Consider the following 21797-nt stretch of genomic DNA (forward strand, 5'->3'; position numbering starts at 1 on the left):
CCCCGTGGCGGAAACGCCGCCTGCCCTGAGATAGTCCGTTTGATGGAGGCGGCCAAGGGTGCGGCTAACGAATGCTGGTCCGATCGTTTCCATTTGACGCAACGACAGCAGATCGCCGAAATGGCGGCCTTCGACCTTTCAGGTGTTCATGACCCATCTGCCGACCGAATTCCCCGATTTCGGACTGACGCCGGAGCAGCGCCGCCACGCGGTGCGTGGCCATTACTACGAATGGCCGGGGATGGATGGCGAGCGCGGCGAGATCTGGTGCTACAGCGACCGCTTTTCCTATCGCGCCGGCGAAACGGTGGCGTTGCATGTCAGTTCGACAGCTCCGAACTTCGGCATGACAATCACCCGGGATGGCGGCAGCGAGACCAAAGCGTTCGAAAAATCGGGCATCGCGGCACGCCGGCAGGACACACCTGACCAGTGTTCGGTTGAAGGCTGCGGCTGGGACGTATCCTTCGAATTTCGCGTCGGGGCGGACTGGCCGTCCGGCGCCTATCGGGTCACGCTGACCGCCGACGGCCGCGACGGCAAACCGATCCAATCCCATCATCTTTTCATCGTCAGCCCGCAGCCGGGCCGTAAACCCGGCCGTGTGCTGCAGGTGGCTGCGACAGGCACATGGCTGGCCTACAACACCTGGGGCGGCTCCAACCACTACCAGGGCATCACCGGGCCGGATCGCAACCAGTATTCGCCCATCGTGTCGACGCAACGCCCCTGGTGCCGCGGCTTCGTCGTGCTGCCGAAAGACGCGCCGCGCGTGCCGCTGGAAGTCGCCGTGCCACCCAAGACGATTCCCCGCTATCCGCATATGGAATGGGCGCTCGCCACAGGCCATTCGAAGAAATACGCCTCTTCGGGCTGGGCCAGCTATGACAGCCATTTCTTCCGCTTCGCCGAACAGGCCGGCTATGGCGTCGATCTCATCAGCCAGCACGATCTGCATTTTTCGCCCGAAATTCTCGACGGCTACGACTGTGCCGTCTTCGTCGGCCATGACAAATACTGGACCTGGGAAATGCGCGATGCCGTCGACGCCTATGTCGAGCGCGGCGGCCATGCGGCGCGCTTTGCCGGCAATTTCATGTGGCAGACGCGGCTGGAAGACGAGGCCCGCCGGCAGGTCTGCTACAAATATCGCGCGCGTGCCGAAGACCCCGCCTATCTCCCAGGCGGCGACATCACCCGCGCCACCAACTCCTGGGAAGCGCCGGAAATCGGCCGGCCGGGTTCGGCGACCTTCGGGCTCAACGCCACGCGCGGGGTTTATACCGGTTGGGGCGGTTGCGCGCCGCGCGGCGTGCGTGGCTTTCCGGTCTACCGGCCGGAGCACTGGGCCTTTGCCGGCACCGGCATCTATTATGGTGACCTGCTGGGCTCCGACAGCCACGTCTATGGCTATGAAGTCGATGGGCTCGACTTCGAGATACGCGGCGGCCTGCCCTACCCCACCGCCACCAGCGGCGCGCCAGACGGCCTGCAGGTTCTCGCGGTCGGCATGGCATCCCAGGTCGAGGAAAGCGCCGACATTCCGATCGAGGATCAGTTCCTCACCGACGAAGACGGTCGCTTCACCGCCGAAACACTGTTCGGAGAGGCGAGCGACGCCAATCTGGAAAAGGTCAAACGCGGCAATGGCATGATCGTCAATTTCCCGCGCGGCAAGGGCGAGGTGTTCCACGCCGGAAGCTGCGAATGGGTCGCCGGCCTGCTAAGACAGGACCCGATGGTCGAACGCGTCACAAAAAATGTCCTCGATCGTTACCTCGGAAAGCCCTGATATGTCGAAAATCCAATCCGCCGTTGAAGAAACCGAAGTCCGGCGAGACTCGCATCTGTTCTATCTGTCCAGCCTGCGCCGGCCGCTGATCGACCGTGCCGAGGGCATCTATATGTGGACGCAGGACGGCCGCCGCTTTATCGACGGCTCGAGCGGCCCGATGGTCGCCAATATCGGCCATTCCAACCGCAACGTGCTGGATGCCATGAAGCGGCAGATGGACCGCGCCACCTTCGCCTATCGGCTGCATTTCGAGAACGAGCCGGCCGAAGAACTGGCACGTGAGCTGGCCGGCAAGCTGCCGGAAGGCATGGACCGTATCTTCTTCGTCTCGGGCGGCTCGGAGGCGACGGAATCCTGCATCAAGCTGGCGCGGCAATGGGCTGTCGCCGCCGGCCAGGCCAGCCGCTGGAAGGTGATCACGCGCTTCCCCTCCTATCATGGCGGCACGCTGGGTTCGCTGTCGATTACCGGCGACGATGCGCTGGCCGAAACTTTCGAGCCGATGATGCGGGTGATGCCGACCGTGCCGGCGCCGAACGCCTGGCACGACCGCGACAATCTTTCGATGGAACAGCGCGGCATCCGCTATGCCGACATGCTGGAGGAGAAGATCCTGGCCGAAGGGCCGGAGAGCGTGGTCGCCTTCATCATGGAACCGATCGGTGGCGCTGCGACCGCAGCGCTGGTGGCGCCCGACAGCTACTATCCGCGCATCCGCGAGATCTGCGACCGCTACGGCATCCTGCTCATCCACGATGAAGTGATGAGCGGCGCCGGCCGCACCGGCAAATTCCTCGGCGGCGACCACTGGAACTGCAAGCCCGACATCGTTGCGCTGTCGAAGGGGCTGGGTTCGGGCTATGCGCCGCTTGGCGCGCTCGCCGCCCCGATGCGGCTGGTGCAGCCGCTGCTTGACTCCGGCGGCTTCCAGCACGGCCACACCTATGCTGGCAATCCGCTGGCCTGCGCCGCCGGGCTTGCCGTGCTCGGTGAAATGGACCGGCTCGACCTGATCGCCAATGCGGCCGCCATGGGCGACGTGCTGATGGACGGGCTGAAGGGGCTGGCGAAGCGGTTTCCGTTCATCGCCGATATGCGTGGCAAGGGCCTGCTCACCGGCGCCCAGATGGTTGCCGATCCCGAGACGCTGAGGCCGATCGACCAGACCAAGAAAGCCACGCAACGGCTGCTCGACCTCGCCTATGAGCGCGGGCTGATCATCTATGGCCGCAGGGTCAAGGGCGGCGTCGACGGCGACAATTTCATGGTCGCGCCGCCGATGATCGTCACCAGGGAGCAGGTCGGCGAGATCGTCTCCATCATCGGCGACTCGCTGGACGTTCTGGCCTCCGAACTCGACCTACCGGTCGAAGGCTGAGGCGACAAAGATGGCGCCTAGAAAAGTCATCGTCACCTGCGCTGTCACCGGCTCGGTGCACACGCCGTCGATGTCGCCCTATCTGCCGGTGACGCCGGACCAGATCGCAGCGGAGGCGATCGCGGCGGCCGAAGCCGGTGCCTCGATTCTGCATCTGCACGCCCGCGATCCGAGTGACGGCCGCCCGACCGCCGATCCGGACGTCTACATGCAGTTCCTGCCGCGCATCAAACAGGCGACCGATGCAGTGATCAACATCACCACCGGCGGCTCGTCGCTGATGACCCTGGACCAGCGGCTGGCGGCACCGCTCAGAGCCGAACCCGAAATGTGCTCGCTCAACATGGGTTCGATGAATTTCGCGCTGTTCCCGATGCTCGACAAGCCGAGGGAATGGCAGCACGAGTGGGAACCGAAGCTGCTGGAAGCCACCCGCGACACGATCTTCAAGAACACCTTCGCCGACATGGAAGGGGTGCTGGAAAGACTGGGCAAGGGCTGCGGCACGCGCTTCGAATTCGAATGCTACGATGTCGGCCATCTCTACTCATTGGCGCATTTCCGCGACCGGGGGCTGGTGTCTGGCCCATTGTTCATCCAGTTCGTGCTGGGCATTCTGGGCGGCATCGGCGCTGACCCGGACAATCTCGTCCACATGAAGCGGATCGCCGACAAATTGTTCGGCGACAGCTACCAGTTCTCGGTGCTGGCCGCCGGCCGCCAGCAGATGCCGCTGATCTCGATCGCCGCGGCCATGGGCGGCAATGTCCGCGTCGGGCTGGAGGACAGTCTCTATGACGGCCGCCAGCTGGCGAAATCCAATGCCGATCAGGTGCGCCGCATCCGTGGCATTCTCGATGGGCTGTCGCTGGAGGTTGCAACCCCCACCGAAGCGCGCGACATGCTGGCGCTCAAGGGCGGCGACCGGGTGGCGTTTTGAGATGCTGGCGTTTGAAAGGGAGACAATCTGAAATGATTGCGTTCCTTCGCACCCCCCTCTGTCCTGCCGGACATCTCCCCCGCAAGGGGGGAGATCGGATGTCATTTCGGCTTTCGCTAACTTCCAACGTTGCAGGATGGGCGGTAGTATCAAAACTGCCAATCTCCCCCCTTGCGGGGGAGATGTCCGGCAGGACAGAGGGGGGTGCCTGGGCACCGAACCTCCGATGATTGTCCCCCCGCCCAATATCCTCCTTCGACTCGGCACTCTCGACGACGTCGAAACGATCCACGCGGCGATCCTGAAACTCGGCACCCATATCGGCGCGCCCGAGGAGATCATTTCGACACCGGACGATCTCAGAACTTACGGCTTTGGTGAAAAGCCATCCTTCTCCACCCTGATCGCCGAAGTCGGCGGCGAATTTGCCGGGCTCTGCCTGCATTTCCCGATCTTTTCGACCTGGATGGGGCGGCCTGGCGTCTATGTGCAAGACCTCTATGTCGAGGATCGTTTTCGTGGCCGCAAGATCGGCGAGCGGCTGCTGCGGCACGTTGCGGCGCAGTGCCGGAAAGAAGGCGGCGTGTATCTGAGGCTATCCGTCGACACCGACAATGAGGGCGCCAAGGCCTTTTATGAAAGGCTGGGCATCGCCTGGTCGAGCTACGAACAGACCCAGAAGATCATCGGCGATGCCTTCTTTGCCTTCGCCGACACGGCCGAGAATGAGGAGCAGGAATGAAAGCCTTCTACGCCGAGGAACAGAAGCGTCACGACCCCAAGGCCTTTCTGTCAAGCGGTGCGGCGCAGCCCAATCCGGAAAAGCCGGAGCGCGTCGAAAGATTGTTAGCCGGCGCATTATCCGCCGGTTGCACGATCGAGCGGTCTCGGGATCATGGGCTCGGCCCGGTCGCGGCTGTGCATACGCCCGAATATCTGGATTTCCTCGAGCATATCTACGCGCGCTGGCAGCGCATCGAGGGCGCTTCGGCCGAAGTGATCCCCAACATCCATCCGATCGCGCGCAACGGCTCCTACCCGGCCTCGGCAGTCGGGCAGGCCGGCTACCACATGGCCGATACTGCTTGCCCGATCTCGGGCGAGACTTGGCAAAGCGCGCTGTGGAGCGTCTGGAGCGCGGTCGATGCGGCCGAGGCGGTGATGTCAGGCGTACCGGCCGCCTACGCGCTATGCCGCCCGCCCGGTCACCACGCCTTTGCCGATGTCGCCGGCGGCTTCTGTTTCATCAACAATTCGGCCGTCGCCGCACAGGCTCTGCGTAAACAGGCCGCACGGGTGGCGATCCTCGATGTCGACCTGCATCACGGCAACGGCACGCAAGGCATCTTCTATGCACGACCGGATGTGCTGACCGTCTCGCTGCATGCCGATCCCGTGCGTTTCTACCCGTTCTTCTGGGGCCATGCCGACGAGCGCGGCGAAGGGCCAGGCCTCGGCTACAATTTCAACCTGCCGCTGCCACGCAAATCCGCCGACGCGGCGTTTCTCGAAGCGCTCGAGGTAGCGTTCCAGCGCATCCGTGCCTTTTCGCCCGACGTGCTGGTCGTGGCGCTCGGGCTCGATGCGTTCGAGGGCGATCCGTTCGGCGGACTTTCGGTGACGACGCCGGGTTTCTCGCGCATCGGCGAGGCCATCGCAAAGCTCGACCTGCCGACGGTCATCGTCCAGGAGGGCGGCTACCTCTGCGACGAACTCGGCGACAATCTCACCGCGTTCCTCACCGGCTTCGGCGGCAAGATGCGGTGAGTACTCAAGCCAGTGTCAGGAGCGCTGCTGCCTGAGCATGGCGATGACCCGGTGCACGCTCTCCAGCGTCTCGTCGATTTCGGCAGATGTGTTGTAGTGAGCGATGCCGATGCGCACGACGCCATACTCGGCCGGGATGCCGAGTTGATGGACGATCTCCCAGGCATAGTTGTGCCCCGACCACAGGAAGATGTTCTCGGCGTTCATCTGCCGTACGATCGTCTCCGGCACGATGCCGTCGACGGTGAAGGACACCGTCGGCACGCGCTCGCCAATCCGCTTCGGATCGGTGATGCCGTGGATGGTCAGACCCTCGATATCGGACAGACCGTCGATCAGCTGTTGCGCCAGCGGGTTTTCATAGGCGATCGACACCGCGAACGCCTTGGCGATCTTCTGCCTTCGCGATCCACCCTCGCCCGCTGCCGCGCCAAGGTCGGCGAAGTAATCGACCGCGGCCGTGAGGCCGGCCATCAGTTCGATCTGCGGCGTGCCCAGCTCGAACCGCTCCGGCAGGCCGTTGGATGAACAGCGGCACTTGTAGGGTTTCAGATCATCGATGACATCATGCTGGCCCCACAAAATGCCCATATGCGGGCCGAAGAATTTGTAGACCGAACAGATCAAGAAATCGCAGCCGAGCTCCTGAACGTCGATCAGGCCGTGCGGGGCGAACTGCACGGCATCGACATAGACCAGCGCGCCGGCGTTCCTGGCGATGGCGCTCAGCGCCTTCACCCGGTTGATGGAACCAGTCAGGTTGCTGGCATAGTTCAACGCGACCAGCCGGGTCCTGTCGGATAGCAACCCGGCGAGCGTCGCCTCTTCGACCTGCCAGCTCTTTTCGTCGAACGGCAGCCAGCGCACGACGAGGCCGAGATCCTCGGCCAGCTGCAGCCAGGGCGACACATTGCCCTCATGGTCCATGCGGGTGAGGATGATCTCGTCGCCGGGCTTCATCGTGCGGCCGAGCGTGCGCGACATGTGATAGGTCAGCGTCGTCATGTTGGCGCCGATGATGATTTCTTCCGGGCTCGCCGCACCAAGGAAATCGGCCATTGCCCGATGCGCCTCATCGACGACGGCCTGCGCGGCAATCGTCGTTTCGAAATAGCCGCCAAGGTTGGCGTTGGTGGTCAAAAGACAGCGCGACACGGCGTCTGCGACGACTTGCGGCACCTGCGTGCCGGCCGGATTGTCGAGATAGATGCGGCGACGGCCCTTGTCGGTCAGGGAGAGAGCGGGAAATCTTTCGCGGACCAGCTCGATCGGAAAATTCATTGTTGCCCTTCTCCCATTGTAATCATTGGATTCGGCCAGCGGCCAATCCCCGTTCAAGGACAGGGATTACCGACCCGCTGATGGATCGCATCCACCGCCTTCTGCATTTCTTCGGTCCAGACGACATCGACGGAAGACAGCGCCATGTCGAGCTGCGAAAGCGTCGTTGCGCCGACGATGTTGGAGGTTACGAACGGCCGGCTTGAGACATAGGCATTGGCAAACAGTGCCGGCTCCAGGTCAATGGAGCGCGCCAGCTCATTGTATTCAAGTTGTGCTTCGGCAGCACCTGGCGTCTCGTAGCGCTGGCCGCGGTTGAATAGCTGCGTGCGCGAGCCCTGAGGCCGCGCGCCATGGTCGTATTTGCCAGTCAGGTATCCCTGTGCCAGCGGCGAATAGGGCAGCAGCGACACTTGCTCGCGCTCGCAGACCTCGGCGAGGTTCACCTCGAAGGTGCGGTTGACGAGATTGTAGGCGTTCTGGATCGACGCGACGCGCGGGCCGATGTCCTTGTCGGCTTCGGCAAGGAACCGCATCACGCCCCAGGAACTCTCGTTCGACAGGCCGAAATGGCGTATCTTTCCTGCCTTCACCAGTTCGTCGAACACGGCAAGCGTCTCGGCGACCGGCGTTTCGTCGGCCGGTGCGCCGACGGAATCGGCGCGCGGCGACACGGCGCCGACGCGCGTCGGGTTGGCGCCCCAGGGGATATCCCGCTCCGGCCAGTGGATCTGATAGAGGTCGATATAGTCGGTGCCGAGCTTGGCCAGCGACTTGTCGATGGCGTCAAAGATATCGGCGCGCACCAGTTGCGACGGCCTGTCGCCGCGAAACCAGCTGTTGGCCGTGCGGCCGACGACCTTCGAGGCAAGGATTACCTTGTCGCGGTTGCCCTTGGCTTTCATCCAGCTGCCGATGATCTTTTCGGTCCACCCTTGCGTCTCCGCCTTGGGCGGGATCGGGTAGAGCTCGGCGGTATCGATGAAATTGACGCCGCGCGAGAACGCCAGGTCCATCTGGGCGTGGCCTTCGGCCTCGGTGTTCTGCTGGCCCCAGGTCATGGAGCCCAGGCAGATCTGGGTAACAAGAAGATCGGTCCGACCGAGACGACGCTTGTGCATGGAATTCGGCTCCGGAGGAAGGCTGGCGCGACTGCGCGGAGGAAGCCGCATCTATAGGCAAAGCAGAGCCGCTCTCCAAGCCTCGCCAGAGCGACTTTTGCGTGAACCAGCCGGGTTAGCGGCGAGCACCTGCCAATGCACGGCGCTTGGCCTCGTCGATCAGCATGTTGGCCACTTGCATGCGGATCATGGCGCGCTGGCGCAGATGCGGAGCGACACGGTCGGGATGGTTGGCAAAGGCAAAGCTGCGGCGCATGCGACCGAAATCGGCGACCTGCTTGGGCTGATTGAGGCCGAGTTCCATGGCGATGGCTTCGGGATCGATCGGCGGCAGCTTTTCCTCGGGCTTTGGCTCTTCGCCGGCGAGAGCCAGCTTGGCATGATCGAGCAAGGCGGCGAATTCCGTCGCCAGATCCGCGCCCGCCTCGCGATATTCGGCAGCGGAAACCTTGATGCGGCCGGAATGGAGTTCATCGGCCACCGAAAGATAGTCGAACGGGATGGATGGACGAGCGCCGGCCTCTTCGCCCTCGCCATTCTTGTCGGGGGCGATGAAGAGGTCGTCGAGCAACGAAGCGAAATCCCGCTTGGCGCCAGTAGCGATGTCAGCCTCCCCCTCGCCCGACCATTCGGGTATCAAAGCATAGAACCGGCTCGTTAAAAATGCATGGCACCGATCTTAACGAATTTAGCCTTCGCCTCGTCTACCGCTTGACCCACCGCAATCCCAAAAACAAAAGCCGGACTGCATTTTCACGCAGTCCGGAATTCGCCAGGAGTGGCGAGGAAAAACCGGCCATGTAGCCAGCATTCGAGGCTACGGTGCGCGTCGGCCAAAAGTTTCACCGGGTTGCAGAAAATGGCGAAAGATTCGCCAAGGCAAAAATTCGCCAAGACATGGCAGGTATGCAAATGCTGCACTGCACAATTGTCACGATTCACCTATATTGGCTGGCGTGGAGGACCAATTTGGGGCTTGAATCATGGGTTTCTTCACTGAAATGTTCGCCCGGCCTCGGCCGCAGGAACATCTGAGATACCGCTCGGCGCTCGCGCTGCTTCATTCGATGAGCAATGCCGACCGCGCCGACATCGGTATCAAGCCGGCCGACTTCCCCCGCATCGCCCGCGAAATGTCCATTCGCTGACTGTCATCGGAGTCGCCAGATGTCCCGGATCAGTCCGGGACATCTCGAAGACCCTAATCCTCTAGCGCGCTCCCAGGAATGTCGCCTTGCCCAGCGGCACGCCATTGTGGCGAAGGATGTCGTAAGCGGTGGTCAGGTGGAAATAGAAATTGGGCATGGCCACATGCAGCAGATACTGCGTGCCGGGCATCGAAATCTCGCGCTGGCCAAGCTTCAGTTCGATGACCTTGTCATCCGAACCGTCGAACTCGGCGGCCGAAAAGGTCTCCAGAAGGTCCAGGGTCTTGGTGACGCGCGCCTGGACATCGGCAAAACTCGCCTCGTTGTCCTCATATTTCGGCACCTCACGCCCGGCGAGCCGCGACGGCGCGCCCTTGGCGTGATCGGTAGCGATCTGCACCTGCCGGGTCAGTGCGTACATGTCGGGCGCCAGCCGAGAGGTCAAAAACACCTGCGGATCGATCTTGCGATCAAGCGCATTCTGTTCGGCGGTCGCCAGCACATTGGAAAGCGCTTTCAGCCTGGCTGAAAACACAGGCACGGAGGCCTCATACATCGATATCGTCACGTCAAATCTCCTGCCCGGCCGAACGCCGGCGGACGCGACGTAGCGCCTTCGCGCGCGATTCTTCAAGACCGCCGAGCCTGCGTCACCACGTTGCCGCAATCGCCAGAGTAGAATCTCCCCATCGAGCGGAGGTTCCCGATGAGACGCGCCCTTTTCGCAGCGACTGCCTTTCTCTCCCTTGTCCCGATCGGCCAGACGCTATTGGCGGCCGACGATGCCCCCGAAACGCCCTATGTCGACGACCGGTCTAGCGCCGATGCGGTTGTGCGTTCGCTCTACAGCGCCATCAGCCGGCACGAATTCGCCCGCGCCTGGGGTTATTTCGGCGATACAAAGCCGGCAAAGGATTTCGACAGTTTCGTCAAGGGTTTTGATGGCACCGACAAGGTCGAGGTCGAGACCGGGGCTGTTTCCGACGAAGGTGCGGCCGGCAGCATTTTCTACAACGTCCCCGTCGCCGTCCGCGCCACCGACAAGAGCGGCGGCAAAAAGGTCTTTGCCGGGTGCTACACGCTGCGCCAGGTGAATGCCCAGACACAAGTGGAGCCACCCTTCGATCCGATCCACATCGAGAAAGGGGCACTGAAGCCCTCCACTGCCGATTTCGAGGAGGCGCTGCCGCCAAGCTGCGGCGATGGCCCGCCACCGCCAAAGAAAGACACCGCACTGGAGCAGGCCAAGAAGGCCTTTCTGGCAACCTATGGCGACCAGTGCGACAAGCAGTTCCTCGCCAATGATCCGACCGTTTTTTCGATCAAATACAAGGACAAGGATGCGCAGCCCGGCGATCCCGACAAGGAAACGCGACTGTTCCATTTTTCCTGCTCGGCCGCCGCCTACAATGAAAGCTCGGTCTACTACATGACCGACGAGACATCGGGCGTGCAGCAATTGCAGTTCGCCGAACCCAAAATGGATATCCGCTACGAGAACAATGACAGCAACGGCAAATTGCTGGGCATGACCATCGTCGGTTTCCAGACGTCCGGCTGGGCAGTCAATTCCGACTATGACGAAGCCGCCCACACGATCACCACGTTCAACAAGTGGCGCGGCATCGGCGATGCGTCCGACGCGGGGACGTACCTGTTTCGCAACGGCAATTTCTCGCTGGTCCAGTACGACGTCGATGCGTCCTATGACGGGGAGCAAAACCCCGAGACTGTCGTCGACTACAACACCGCGCCCTGAGCCTCACACGAGCTTGCAGGCTGATCGATCAGGGCGCCTTCGACAGCATCCAGTTGAGTGTGCCGCGCCAGTCGGTCATGCGAATCGGCGTACCATGGGTGCCGGTCTCGAAACGGACGAAGCGGGTCGGATAGGTCTTCGATTTGGCCAGGATCGAGCGAAAGAACGCCTCCTGCTTTGCCACGGGGTAGACCACGTCGTGGCTGCCCTGGCCGAAGAAGACCGGCACGCGGCGCTTGAAGGCCGGGCTGGTGAAAAAGCTCTCATCCCACAGCGAACCGAGCAGCAGCAGACCATTGATGCGTCCGCCCGTGTCCTTGCGCGCGGCCAGCTCCCAGCACAGCGCGCCGCCCATCGAGCCGCAGGCGACGAAGATCTTCGCGCCGGGCGACTGTTCGGCATAATGACCGATCAGCGCCGCCACCTGCGCCGCTCCCGTATCGCCGAAATCGGGGAAATCAGGACTGAGATAGAGGCCGCCATTGCTGGCCATCAGGTTCTTGAGCCGGTTGAAATTGCCGCCGAAAGTGAAGTCGTCGACACCCTGCTTGCGGCTGCCGCCCTGCCCGTGCAGGTAAAGCACGATGATGCCGGCGCCCTCGGTCTTGCCGACGGCGACATGCCTGACATCGCCGGCATCGGTCTTCAGCAACAGATCCTGCTGCACCTTGCGCACGCTGGCGTCGGTATATTGGGCGTTCACCCGCCGCTCGGGCACCTGGTCACGCTGGTTGATGTCGCGTAGCTCGCGGTAATCGATGACGGTATAGGCGCCATTGGTGTCGGACGACAGCGTGGCCGGATAGGCGAAGAGATCGTCCTTGAAGGGTTTTAGTTCGAGAGCGGCAGCGTGGGTGGCTGAAGAAACCAAGAAAAGCATTGCCGTGAGGAACGCGCGGCACGCCCCCCTCTGGCCTGCCGGCCATCTCCCCCTCAAGGGGGGAGATTGGATGCGCTTTCGGTTTTCGCCAATTTCCAAGGTTTCAGGACGTGAGCTGCCGTCAAAGCTGCCAATCTCCCCCCTTGAGGGGGAGATGCCCGGCAGGGCAGAGGGGGGTGCGACGGTATGAATAGACATGTCCAAGGCATGCGTAATTCGGCTTGGGTTTGTCAATCCTGCAGCACGCCGCCAGCGCCTTCCAGCGCCTCGCGTGTGTCGACATCGACTGACGCCGCCGCGCCGATCTCGACATCGATGACATCGAGCCCTTCAGTCTCGACCAGATGGCGAGCGCCCGTGTCACCCTCCAGATGGGCGATCGCCGGAAACAGCGAACGCGGCAACAGTACCGGATTGCCACGCTTGCCGTCATGCGAAGCGCGGACCACCGCATTGCCGCCGGCCTTGCGGAAAGCATCGATCAATCTGTCGAGGTCGTCGGACGCGATACCCGGCATGTCACCGAGAACGATCATCACGCCGGCGGAATCCTCGGGCAGATAGCCAATGCCGGCCTTCAGCGAGGTGGACAGGCCCTCGGCAAAATCGGGATTGTCGGCGAAGGTCACGTCGAGGCCCGCCAGTGCCGAGCGCACCCGATCGCGCTGGTGGCCGGTGACGACGACAGTGCCGGACGCCTTCGAGCCAAGCGCCCGCTCAGCGGTGCGGCGCACCAGCGGCTTGCCGTCGAACAGCGCCAGCAGCTTGTTCGGCCCGCCCATGCGGCTTGAGCGGCCAGCCGCCAGCAGCACGATGCCGACCTTGACCTGGCTTCTCGCCGGCAGCGGTTCGCGCGGCTGCGGCCGTGTCGGGATTTCCATCAGCAGCCCGCCGACCCCCATGCCGGCAATATCCCTGGCGGTCACGTCGATACCGGCGATCAAACGGTCCAGCACCCAGTCGAAACCGTTCTCCTTGGGGCTGCGGGCGCAGCCAGGCGCGCCGATGACGCGCTTGCCAGCGAGTGTGCCGAGCACCAGCAGATTGCCGGGATCGACCGGCATGCCCGCGCGGATGACTATACCACCCGCCCTCTCGATCGCGGCGGGAATGACATCGGCAAAATCGCTCATCGCCGAAGCGCCGAAGATCACCACCATGTCGTTGTCGCGCGCCAGGGAGACCGCGGCCTCCGCCACCGGTGCGATCTCATGCGGCGTGCGGCGCTCCGCAGTCAGCCTGCCGCCCGTGCGCGCCAGCCGCGCTTCGGTGACGCGCAGCGTCTTGTCGAGCACACTTGGCTTGATGCCCGGCAGAACCGTCTGGATGACGCCGACACGCACGGGCCGGTAGGCATTGACGGCAAATATCTCACCACCGGCGCAGATTTTCGTCGCGGCGCCGACCAGCGCTGAACTGACCGCGAAGGGGATGATCTTCACGGTCGCGACCATCTGGCCTTTCTCCACCGGCGCATGCTGCGCCAGCGTGGCGATGGTGATGGCCGGATCGATGGCGTTGATGGCGTCGATGACAGCGGCATCGACCGTGAAGATGCCCGGCGCCTTGGCATGGAGGTTGACCCGCCCGGTCGCGGCAGGCTTGGCCTCGATCCCGCGAAAGGTCATGCTCTCAGCTATTTCCTGCGCGGCGGCATCCTCGCCGAGGTCGTCCTCAGCCAGCACGGCTGCAACGACCTGCGAAATGCCGGCGGCCCGCAGCAGCGCCACATCTTCGGCGCTGAGCCTGTGCGCCTTGCGGAAGCGGCGTTCACCAGCGGTGGTGGAGTGCGCCAGCACCGCGCCTTCCGCCGCCTCGATAGGGATCGGGCCGAATTTCACGCCGCAGCGCCCGTAGAGCGCCGCGCGTCCTTTTGGACGCGCAAAGGACGCTCTACTACTTTGAATCTACGCATCGTGCTTTTCCAAAATCGATTTCGATTTTGGAGCCGATGCGGAGGCATCGAGACCGCGCGAGCGGAAGGCGTGGATCGCCTGGGCCAACACCGCAACGGCGATCTCTCCCGGGCTGGCAGCACCGATGTCGAGCCCGATCGGCGCATGGATACGGGCGATCTGATCGGCGCTCGCGCCCAGCGCCAGCAGGCGTTCGACCCGCTTGGCATGCGTCTTCCTGCTACCGAGCGCCCCGACATAGAAACAATTGGCGTCGAGCGCGGCCTTCAGCGCGAAATCATCGACCTTCGGGTCATGGGTTACGGCGGCAAGTGCGGTGTAGCTGTCGAGCGGCTGGCGCTTCAGCACATCCTCCGGCCATTCGGCATGAAGCGCCACCTCGGGAAAGCGGTCCGGCGTGGCGAAAGCGGTGCGGGGGTCGATGATCTCCACGGGATAGCCGGCGATCTTCGCCATCGGCGCCAGCGCCTGGCTGATATGGACAGCGCCAATCACGACCAGACGCGGCTGCGGCAGATGCGCGTTGAGAAAGAAATTCCGCCCCTCGGCTTCGACCGAACCGGAATTGCCTGTGCGAAACGCCCTGGCGATCGCGGCGCCAAGATCGCCGGCGACCTGATCGCCCTCGCGCACGATCCTGTCGCGGCCGTCACCGAGATCGGTGACAAGGATCGCCGCTCGGCGAGCGCGTCGTTCGGCGTTCAAAGTTTTTAAGGCGTAGGGATCCATCAGGAAATCTCTTGTCCGAGCATGATCTTGTCCAAAAACCGGGCCCCACTTTTGGGCATGCTCTAGCCCAGTCTTTCCACATACACCTTGATGCGGCCGCCACAGGACAGGCCGACCTGCCATGCGGTCTCATCGGCAACACCGAACTCCAGCATCCTGGCCTTGCCGCTGTCGATGACGTCGATGGCCTCGCTGACCACAGCGCCTTCGACGCAGCCGCCCGAGACGGAGCCGTGGAAATTGCCGTCGGCGTCGATGACCAGATGGCTGCCTACAGGTCGGGGCGCCGAACCCCAGGTCTCGACCACTGTCGCGATGGCCACGTCCTTGCCGTCCTTCATCCAGCCCTCCGCAATGATCAGCGGGTCGCGGGCCTCATCCAGATAAATGCTGTTTTCCATGACCGTTTCTCCAGAAGTCTGTTTTTCTCGGGATCTGTTTTCCGGATGGGAAAGATATGGCTATGCGGCGTGCCTCGCGCCAGCTTCCAGCCATCGGCGCGGATCGACGGATTCTGCCGACTTCTTATCCAGCGACGCGCAAAGATCGGCGAGCGCGTCGAGATTGTGCACCGAGCGGAACTCGTCGACGTGCGGCAGCATCGTCTTGACGCCGCGGGCGCGCGCCTGAAAGCCGTCGAAGCGCAGCAACGGATTCAGCCAGATCAGACGCCGGCAGGATTTGTGCAGGCGCTCCATTTCTTCAGACAGGCCGGCGACATCGTCGCGCTCCAGCCCATCTGTGATCAGAAGCACGACCGCGCCCTGCCCCAGCACGCGGCGCGACCATATCAGGTTGAACTCGGCCAGCGTGTCGCCGATGCGGGTGCCGCCCGACCAGTCCCTGACCGCCGCCGAACAGTCGGCAAGGGCTGCATCCGGGTCGCGATGGCGCATCTGCCGGGTCAGATTGGTGAGCCTTGTGCCAAAAACGAACGTGTGCACGCGCCGGCGTTTTTCGGTCAGCGCATGCAGGAAATGCAGGAAGATGCGTGTGTACTGGCTCATCGAGCCGGAAATGTCGGCCAGCACCACCAGCGGCGGGTGAACCTCGCGGGCTGAGCGGAATTTCGGCAGGATCAGTTCGCCGCCGGTGCGCGCGGCCGAACGCATCATGGCGCGCGGATCGATACGGCGGCCATGCGCATCGGCCTTGAAGCGCCGGGTGCGCACCATGTCGAAAGGCAGCCGCAGCTGCGCGATCGCCTTCTTGGCGTCGGCCATCTCGGCGGTATTCATCTGGGCAAAATCCTTGGCCCGCAGCACCTCGTTGCCGGAAGAGGTGAAGCGGGCGTCGACCTCGATCTCGGGAATTTCCTGTGGCGGCTGGTTCTTCTGGTGGCCCTCGAACATCGCCTGGCTGACCCGGTTTTCAGCGGCGCGTGGCTTCTGCTTTTCCCTGTTGTCGGGTGCCACCGGCGAAAACATAGCCAGCATCTTTTCGATCAGTTCGCGCGACTTCCAGAACAGCCGGAAGGCTTGGTCGAAAATGGCGTGGTCCTCATGCCTGGACACCAGCACGGCGTGCAGCGTCCAGTAGAAATCGTCGCGCGAGCCGATGCCGGCGGCGAGCACCGCTTCGATTGCGTCCTTGACCGAAGCCGGGCCGACCCGCATGCCGGCCTTGCGCAAGGTGCGGGCAAAATAGACGACGTTGTCGGCGATCCGCCCGTGCGGCATGGCCTCTTTTGGCTCGGGGCGCGACATCGCCTACTCCGCCGCCGAAAGCTCGGCCTTCACCTCGTTGAGGATGCGCCGGCCTTCGCCCTGTTCGATGCGGGCAATGTCGTCCTGGTATTTCAACAGCACGCCGATCGTGTCGGAGACGGTTTCAGGATCGAGCGCCACCTTGTCGAGCTCGGTCAGCGCGCCGGCCCAGTCGATGGTTTCGGCGACGCCCGGCACCTTGAACAATTCGATCTGGCGCAGCTTCTGGATGAAGGAGACCACTTCGGCCGAAAGCCGCTGGTTGGCCTGCGGCACCTTGCGGCGCACGATCTCCAGCTCGCGCTCGGCATTGGGATAGTCGACCCAGTGATAAAGGCAGCGCCGCTTCAGCGCATCGTGGATTTCGCGGGTGCGATTGGTGGTGATGATGACGATCGGTGGTTCTTCCGCCTTGATGGTGCCGAGTTCGGGCACCGTCACCTGGAAGTCGGACAGGATTTCGAGCAGGAAGGCTTCAAACGCCTCGTCGGTACGGTCGAGCTCATCGATCAGGAAAACCGGGGCAGCGCCCGTCTTTCCGGTCAGCGCATCGAGCACCGGGCGGCGGATCAGGTATTTTTCGGAAAAGACGTTGCGCTCCATGGCGGAGCGCTCGACCTTGCCGGCCGCCTCCTCCATGCGGATCTCGATCATCTGCGCGGCGTAGTTCCACTCATAGACGGCGGACGAAACGTCGAGGCCTTCATAGCACTGCAGGCGGATCAGCCGGCGACCGAGCGCCTGTGCCAACACCTTGGCGATCTCGGTCTTGCCGACGCCGGCCTCGCCCTCGAGGAACAGCGGCCGCTTCATACGCAACGACAGGAACAGCACGGTCGCCAGCGACCGGTCCGCCACATAGTCCGCACCGGTCAGGAGATCGAGCGTCTCGTCGATCGTCCGTGGCGCGGCGCGCGGTTTCAGCTCGGTCATTCTTTCTCCGTGAACGCCGCCGCTCCGCTTTCCAGTACGTGGTAGCCGCGGGCGTGGTAAATCAGCGGCCGCAAATTATCGCCCATACGCAGACCTGTCACCTTGCCAAAAAGCACACGATGGGTGGCCAGATCCTTGGTGTCGATCAATTCGCAGTCGAACACGGCGAGCGCGCCTTTCAGCGTCGGTACGCCGGTAGAGATCACATCCCATTCGCCAAGCGCGAAACGTTCCTCGACCGGCAGGCCGGTGATGCCGGAAAAGCCGACCGACAGTGGCTCCTGGTGCGAGGCCAGCGTGTTTAGGGCAAACCTGCCGTTTTTCACGAACAGCTCATTCTTGGCATTTTCGCGGTTGAGACAGACCAGGATGGTCGGCGGCGTGTCCGACACCGAACAGGCGGCGATCACCGTCGTGCCGCGCTTGCCGGCCGGCCCGTCGGTGGTGACCACATGGACGTGGCCGGCAAAGTGGCTCATCGCATCGCGATAGGCCTGCGGCCCAATGTCGTTCTTCTTCAGCACCGTAAATTTTCCATGGTCAGGATCCTACCGACATATATGGCCAGACATAGCCCGCCACAAGCGAAGTGCCTGAGCCATATCCCGAAATTCGCGTGTTGCACCAAGGCCGGGCAGCCTTTAGGTCTTGGCGGTAATAGTGCCGGGAGCATAGAGCCGGCACGGAGGGACCCATCGCTCGAATGCGACCCAGGACAAGAACAATAGCGGCGCTGTTCTGGCTGTTTCTGGCCAGTGCCGCGGATGCCCAGACGCTGCTCGTCGGCGTCTCAGCGCCCCTGTCGGGACCATCGGCCATTCTCGGCAAGCAGATCGAGGCCGGCACCGGTCTGGCCGCCGAGGCGAACGGCATCGAACTCAAGACGGTGGATGATGCCTGCACCGCCGATGGCGGCGCTGCCGCGGCCAGGGAATTTGCCGCCGCCAAGGTCAATATCGTGGTCGGCTTCCTCTGCACCGAGGCGATCGAGGCGGCGATGCCGATCCTGAAGGACGCCGGCATTCCGGTCATCACCGTTGGCGTGCGGACCGAAAGCCTGACCGACCGCCGCGCCAAGACTGGCTGGCCGGTCTATCGCCTCGGACTACGCGGCGACGATGAGCGCAACACCGTCGCTTCTGCCCTCACCCATCTGTGGCAGAACGAGCTGTTCGCCATTATCGACGACGGCACCATCTACGGCCGTGAGATCGCCGAGACGTTGCGGGCAGCGGCCGAACAGGCAGCGCTGAGGCCGGTATTCACAGACACGTTCCGGCCACAGCTCGACAACCAGATCGGCATGATCGGCCGGCTGAAGAAGGCCGGCGCGACGCATGTCTTTGCTGGCGGCGACGGCGACGACATCGCCATCATGGGCCGCGATGCCGCACAGCTTCAGGCTGGCATCGTCTTTGCCGGCGGCGAAAATCTCCGCACACCGCCGGGCGACGTGCCCTATGCCGTGGGCACGCTGATGATCGCACCGCCTGAATGGGCCGATGTCGCCGATCCAAAAGTGCTGGCGGCATTTGACGCTAGGAAGATCGTGCCCGACGGCTATGCGCTGCCCGCCTACGCCGCGGTCGAAATCGCCAAGGCGGCATCAAGCTTGTCCGAAAGCTCGGGCAAGCCATTGGCTGAAGCCCTGACCGGGCAGGATTTCACCACGGCGATCGGGCCGATCCGCTTTGATGCAAAAGGCGACCTCAGCCAGAGCCCCTACCGCGTCTTCCGTTTCGACGGCACGCGCTTTGCGCCCTTGGAAAGCAACTGATGTTTCGCACCGGCCCACGCAACCTGATCACCGACGTTGCCGGCCTGCGCGTCGGCAATGCGTCCGACGCCAGGCTGAAATCCGGGGTGACGACCGTGCTTTGCGATGCGCCGACGGTGGCTGGCGTTCAGATCCTGGGCGGCGCGCCGGGCACGCGCGAGACAGACCTGCTCGAACCGCACAATTCGGTCGATGTGGTGCACGCCGTCGTGCTTTCAGGCGGTTCGGCTTTCGGCCTCGACGCGGCGTCCGGCGTGCAGGCGGCGTTGCGCGAACGCGGCATCGGCCTTGAAGTCGGTGGCTTTCGTGTGCCGATCGTGCCGTCGGCGATCCTGTTCGACCTGCGCAATGGCGGCGACAAGGATTGGGGCCGTTATCCGCCCTACCGTGAGCTTGGCTATGAGGCGGCGCAAACCGCCACCGCCGATTTCCAACTCGGCACGATCGGTGCCGGCACCGGTGCGCTGACCTCGGGGCTAAAGGGCGGCCTCGGCTCCGCCTCGACGCTGCTGGATAGCGGCGTCACCATCGGCGCGCTGGCCGCCGTCAATCCGACGGGCTCGGTAACCGTCAGCCGAACCCGCCATTTCTGGGCAGCACCGTTCGAGATCGGCGGCGAATTCGGCGGGCTTGGTTACCCCACGCCGATGCCGGACGATGCGAAACGGATTCTTTTGAAACACCGCGACAAGCATGTTGGCAGGCAGATGGAGACCGGCGGCAACACCACCATCGCCGTCATTGCCACCGATGCGGTGCTCACAAAAGCTGCCGCCAAGCGCCTGGCGATATCGGCGCATGACGGGTTCGTGCGCGCCATATGGCCGACGCACACACCGGCCGATGGCGATCTTGTGTTCGCGCTGGCGACCGGCACGAGCGGTATCGAACTCTCCGCCGATGCGGCAATCGATCTCTACGCCGCCGCCGGCGCCACCATGGCGCGCGCCATCAGTCGCGGCGTCTATGCGGCAACGCCTGCCGAAAACGATCTGTTTCCGGTCTGGTCGTCACGCCTGAGGTGAAGCGATCAATCAGACCCGATCGGACTTTTCTTCCTCGAACGTCACCGCAACATCGGAATTCGCCGACAGCCAGACCTTCTTCCCGTCGACTTCGGCAATCAGGCTCAGGGGAATATAGTGATGATGGCCCTTGTGAGCGCCCTCGCCGCTATCGGCCTTGGTCAGCTTGATGCGCTGGCCATCGACCTCGTCGACAGTGCCGACATGCACGCCGTCGGCGCCGACGACTTCCATATGCTCGCGAATTTTGCTGGTGTCGGTCATGGTGGTTCTCCATTGGGACTGCCGACCATAACAAATGACGGGCCGATTGGATGCATCGGCTTTCGCACCGCACGACGTTTTGATTTCGGCGTGCTAGGGGATTGAGACGATCACGGGGGTGAAGACCGATGCGAATGCTCTTTCTGTTTGCCGTTGGCCTGCTTGCACAGTTTGCCACCTCGATCGCGGCTCATGCCGGCGATGTCGCCGAACTTGAAATCCTCGGCTTCACCAAGGACGGCAGCGTCTTTGCTTTCGAGGAATATGGCGTGCAGGATGGATCGGGCTTTCCCTATGCCAACCGCTACTACATCGACACCAGCACCGACAGCTTTCTCAAGGGCACGCCGATCCGGGTCCGGCTTGAGGACGAGAATGCCAAACTGGATGCGGCGCGCCTTCAGGCCCGGCAAAAAGGCGAAGCCATTGTCAGTCAGGCCGAGTTGGACGCCAATCGCGGCATCACCGCCGGTTTCAACCCGGTGACCGAACTTTCGGCCGATCCGCACCGGATGGCAGTCAACCCGCGCCCGATCTTTTCGCCGGTCGACCCACCGCTCGAGTTCCGGCTCGACGAGATCGGCATGAACAACACCGAGGGCTGCGAGAGCCAGGGCGAGATCAACGGCTTCCGGCTGCTGCGCATCGAGGCGCAAGACGGCGGCACCACCAAGCTGCTGCACGAGGACAAGGCGATACCGAAAAGCCGGGGTTGCCCGAACGGCTACCGCATCGGCGCTGTCCAGACCTTTTCGATGGACAGTCTCAGCGCCTATGCCGTGCTGATCGCGGTGCGCCAATACGGCTTTGAAGGCCCGGACTTTCGCTGGATCGCGGTCACCGGCCGCCTGTGACACCGCTTGTCCCACCCGCCCCGCGCGATCGTTCGCTGAACCGCCTTCGCCGCGCTATACCGACGCCGCGCACTGCGTTTTATGGCGCCTTGTTGTGGGCGTTAACGATGGGCGCCAGTGCGCTCGTCACCCTGTTTCTGGACGACTGGGAGACACCGGCGAAAATCCGCATTGTCACCGTGCTGTTCGCAGCGGGAGCTGCGCTGGCCTTTCCGGTTGGTCTGTTTGCGGCGCGGCTGGTCTCGCAGGGAAGGCGTTGGGAAGTCGCCTTCGCGGCGGCGTTCGTGTGCCTCGCCGCCGCAACGGTCGGTCTGACCGGCGGGCTGTTTGCGCTGCAGTACCGCTCCTACTATGCCGAGTGGCATGCCCCTGCTTTCACCCACACCTGGGCCCTCCAGTTCGTCTTCACGACGTTGATTGCGCTCTATCAGTTCTTGGTCCTGGGCGTCCGGCTTTATTTTCCGCTTGGTTTCGTCGCGTTGTTTGCCGCGGGCGTCTGGTTTGCGCGCCAGCAGCGTTGAGCA

General features: G+C 63.2%; 23 protein-coding genes. 11 read left to right on the top strand and 12 right to left on the bottom strand.

Annotated elements, in window-relative coordinates; all coding sequences use genetic code 11:
• Positions 1 to 148 precede the first annotated feature (148 nt).
• From NKI66_RS09760 to NKI66_RS09780, 5 genes are all read left to right on the top strand, one after another.
• Positions 149 to 1792 carry a N,N-dimethylformamidase beta subunit family domain-containing protein gene (locus NKI66_RS09760; protein WP_352751523.1) on the top strand — a complete coding sequence of 548 codons (1644 nt, stop codon included), beginning with the start codon at positions 149 to 151 and terminating at the stop codon, positions 1790 to 1792.
• Between the two features lies 1 nt (position 1793).
• Complete coding sequence (locus NKI66_RS09765) at positions 1794 to 3173, top strand: aminotransferase family protein (protein ID WP_023810368.1); 1380 nt, start codon at positions 1794 to 1796, stop codon at positions 3171 to 3173.
• Between the two features lie 10 nt (positions 3174 to 3183).
• A complete protein-coding gene (kce, locus tag NKI66_RS09770) occupies positions 3184 to 4113 on the top strand; it encodes a 3,5-dioxohexanoate:acetyl-CoA acetone transferase (RefSeq protein WP_023810367.1) in 930 nt (309 codons plus the stop codon).
• 226 nt (positions 4114 to 4339) lie between these two features.
• Positions 4340 to 4855, top strand: coding sequence for a GNAT family N-acetyltransferase (locus NKI66_RS09775; protein WP_031212950.1), 516 nt, complete (start codon positions 4340 to 4342; stop codon positions 4853 to 4855).
• Positions 4852 to 5880: a histone deacetylase family protein gene (locus NKI66_RS09780; RefSeq protein ID WP_023810365.1), complete on the top strand. Its 1029-nt coding sequence runs from the start codon at positions 4852 to 4854 to the stop codon at positions 5878 to 5880. Before NKI66_RS09775 ends, NKI66_RS09780 begins: the two co-directional genes overlap by 4 nt.
• 15 nt (positions 5881 to 5895) lie before the next feature.
• On the opposite strand, the gene NKI66_RS09785 is transcribed toward NKI66_RS09780, so the two are convergent.
• From NKI66_RS09785 to NKI66_RS09795, 3 genes are all read right to left on the bottom strand, one after another.
• Positions 5896 to 7161 carry a cysteine desulfurase-like protein gene (locus NKI66_RS09785; protein WP_023810364.1) on the bottom strand — a complete coding sequence of 422 codons (1266 nt, stop codon included), beginning with the start codon at positions 7159 to 7161 and terminating at the stop codon, positions 5896 to 5898.
• A 53-nt stretch (positions 7162 to 7214) separates the two neighbouring features.
• Entirely contained in the window at positions 7215 to 8282 is a 1068-nt protein-coding gene (locus NKI66_RS09790; RefSeq protein WP_023810363.1) for an aldo/keto reductase, read from the bottom strand.
• Positions 8283 to 8397: 115 nt separating this feature from the next.
• Positions 8398 to 8853: a hypothetical protein gene (locus NKI66_RS09795; protein ID WP_023810362.1), complete on the bottom strand. Its 456-nt coding sequence runs from the start codon at positions 8851 to 8853 to the stop codon at positions 8398 to 8400.
• Positions 8854 to 9265: 412 nt separating this feature from the next.
• Between NKI66_RS09795 and NKI66_RS09800 the strand changes: the two genes are divergently transcribed.
• Complete coding sequence (locus NKI66_RS09800; protein WP_023810361.1) at positions 9266 to 9430, top strand: hypothetical protein; 165 nt, start codon at positions 9266 to 9268, stop codon at positions 9428 to 9430.
• 61 nt (positions 9431 to 9491) lie between these two features.
• On the opposite strand, the gene NKI66_RS09805 is transcribed toward NKI66_RS09800, so the two are convergent.
• Positions 9492 to 9998 carry a DUF1993 domain-containing protein gene (locus tag NKI66_RS09805; RefSeq protein WP_023810360.1) on the bottom strand — a complete coding sequence of 169 codons (507 nt, stop codon included), beginning with the start codon at positions 9996 to 9998 and terminating at the stop codon, positions 9492 to 9494.
• Between the two features lie 138 nt (positions 9999 to 10136).
• Here NKI66_RS09805 and NKI66_RS09810 point away from each other — a divergent pair, with 138 nt between their 5' ends.
• Positions 10137 to 11189, top strand: coding sequence for a DUF1176 domain-containing protein (locus NKI66_RS09810; protein ID WP_023810359.1), 1053 nt, complete (start codon positions 10137 to 10139; stop codon positions 11187 to 11189).
• A gap of 28 nt (positions 11190 to 11217) precedes the next feature.
• Here NKI66_RS09810 and NKI66_RS09815 read toward each other — a convergent pair whose 3' ends face one another.
• The 7 genes from NKI66_RS09815 to NKI66_RS09845 all read right to left on the bottom strand — a co-directional run bounded on the left by NKI66_RS09815 (position 11218) and on the right by NKI66_RS09845 (position 17877).
• Positions 11218 to 12069, bottom strand: coding sequence for an alpha/beta hydrolase (locus NKI66_RS09815; RefSeq protein ID WP_023810358.1), 852 nt, complete (start codon positions 12067 to 12069; stop codon positions 11218 to 11220).
• A gap of 230 nt (positions 12070 to 12299) precedes the next feature.
• On the bottom strand, positions 12300 to 13910 hold the full coding sequence (locus tag NKI66_RS09820) for an NTP transferase domain-containing protein (RefSeq protein WP_352751526.1): 1611 nt from the start codon (positions 13908 to 13910) through the stop codon (positions 12300 to 12302).
• A gap of 66 nt (positions 13911 to 13976) precedes the next feature.
• Positions 13977 to 14714 carry an XdhC family protein gene (locus tag NKI66_RS09825; RefSeq protein WP_023810356.1) on the bottom strand — a complete coding sequence of 246 codons (738 nt, stop codon included), beginning with the start codon at positions 14712 to 14714 and terminating at the stop codon, positions 13977 to 13979.
• 62 nt (positions 14715 to 14776) lie between these two features.
• Positions 14777 to 15115, bottom strand: coding sequence for an XdhC family protein (locus NKI66_RS09830; protein ID WP_013532112.1), 339 nt, complete (start codon positions 15113 to 15115; stop codon positions 14777 to 14779).
• Between the two features lie 60 nt (positions 15116 to 15175).
• A complete protein-coding gene (locus tag NKI66_RS09835; protein ID WP_352751528.1) occupies positions 15176 to 16420 on the bottom strand; it encodes a vWA domain-containing protein in 1245 nt (414 codons plus the stop codon).
• A gap of 3 nt (positions 16421 to 16423) precedes the next feature.
• Entirely contained in the window at positions 16424 to 17353 is a 930-nt protein-coding gene (locus tag NKI66_RS09840; RefSeq protein WP_023810354.1) for an AAA family ATPase, read from the bottom strand.
• Positions 17350 to 17877 (bottom strand): flavin reductase, encoded by a 528-nt coding sequence (locus NKI66_RS09845; RefSeq protein WP_023810353.1) that lies wholly within the window; start codon positions 17875 to 17877, stop codon positions 17350 to 17352. The genes NKI66_RS09840 and NKI66_RS09845 overlap by 4 nt, the downstream gene beginning before the upstream one ends.
• Before the next feature lie 179 nt (positions 17878 to 18056).
• Here NKI66_RS09845 and NKI66_RS09850 point away from each other — a divergent pair, with 179 nt between their 5' ends.
• Together NKI66_RS09850 and NKI66_RS09855 are read left to right on the top strand one after the other, a co-directional pair.
• Positions 18057 to 19130, top strand: a complete 1074-nt coding sequence (locus tag NKI66_RS09850) for a branched-chain amino acid ABC transporter substrate-binding protein (RefSeq protein ID WP_023810352.1) — start codon at positions 18057 to 18059, stop codon at positions 19128 to 19130.
• Entirely contained in the window at positions 19130 to 20155 is a 1026-nt protein-coding gene (locus NKI66_RS09855) for a P1 family peptidase (RefSeq protein WP_023810351.1), read from the top strand. Before NKI66_RS09850 ends, NKI66_RS09855 begins: the two co-directional genes overlap by 1 nt.
• 9 nt (positions 20156 to 20164) lie before the next feature.
• Here NKI66_RS09855 and NKI66_RS09860 read toward each other — a convergent pair whose 3' ends face one another.
• Entirely contained in the window at positions 20165 to 20419 is a 255-nt protein-coding gene (locus NKI66_RS09860) for a DUF2171 domain-containing protein (protein ID WP_023810350.1), read from the bottom strand.
• Between the two features lie 128 nt (positions 20420 to 20547).
• Between NKI66_RS09860 and NKI66_RS09865 the strand changes: the two genes are divergently transcribed.
• Both NKI66_RS09865 and NKI66_RS09870 read left to right on the top strand, forming a co-directional pair.
• Entirely contained in the window at positions 20548 to 21273 is a 726-nt protein-coding gene (locus NKI66_RS09865) for a DUF2259 domain-containing protein (RefSeq protein WP_023810349.1), read from the top strand.
• 107 nt (positions 21274 to 21380) lie between these two features.
• Complete coding sequence (locus NKI66_RS09870) at positions 21381 to 21794, top strand: hypothetical protein (RefSeq protein WP_081734809.1); 414 nt, start codon at positions 21381 to 21383, stop codon at positions 21792 to 21794.
• Positions 21795 to 21797: the final 3 nt, after the last annotated feature.

It is taken from the genome of Mesorhizobium sp. M0518 (genome assembly GCF_040321125.1).
Taxonomy (GTDB): domain Bacteria; phylum Pseudomonadota; class Alphaproteobacteria; order Rhizobiales; family Rhizobiaceae; genus Mesorhizobium.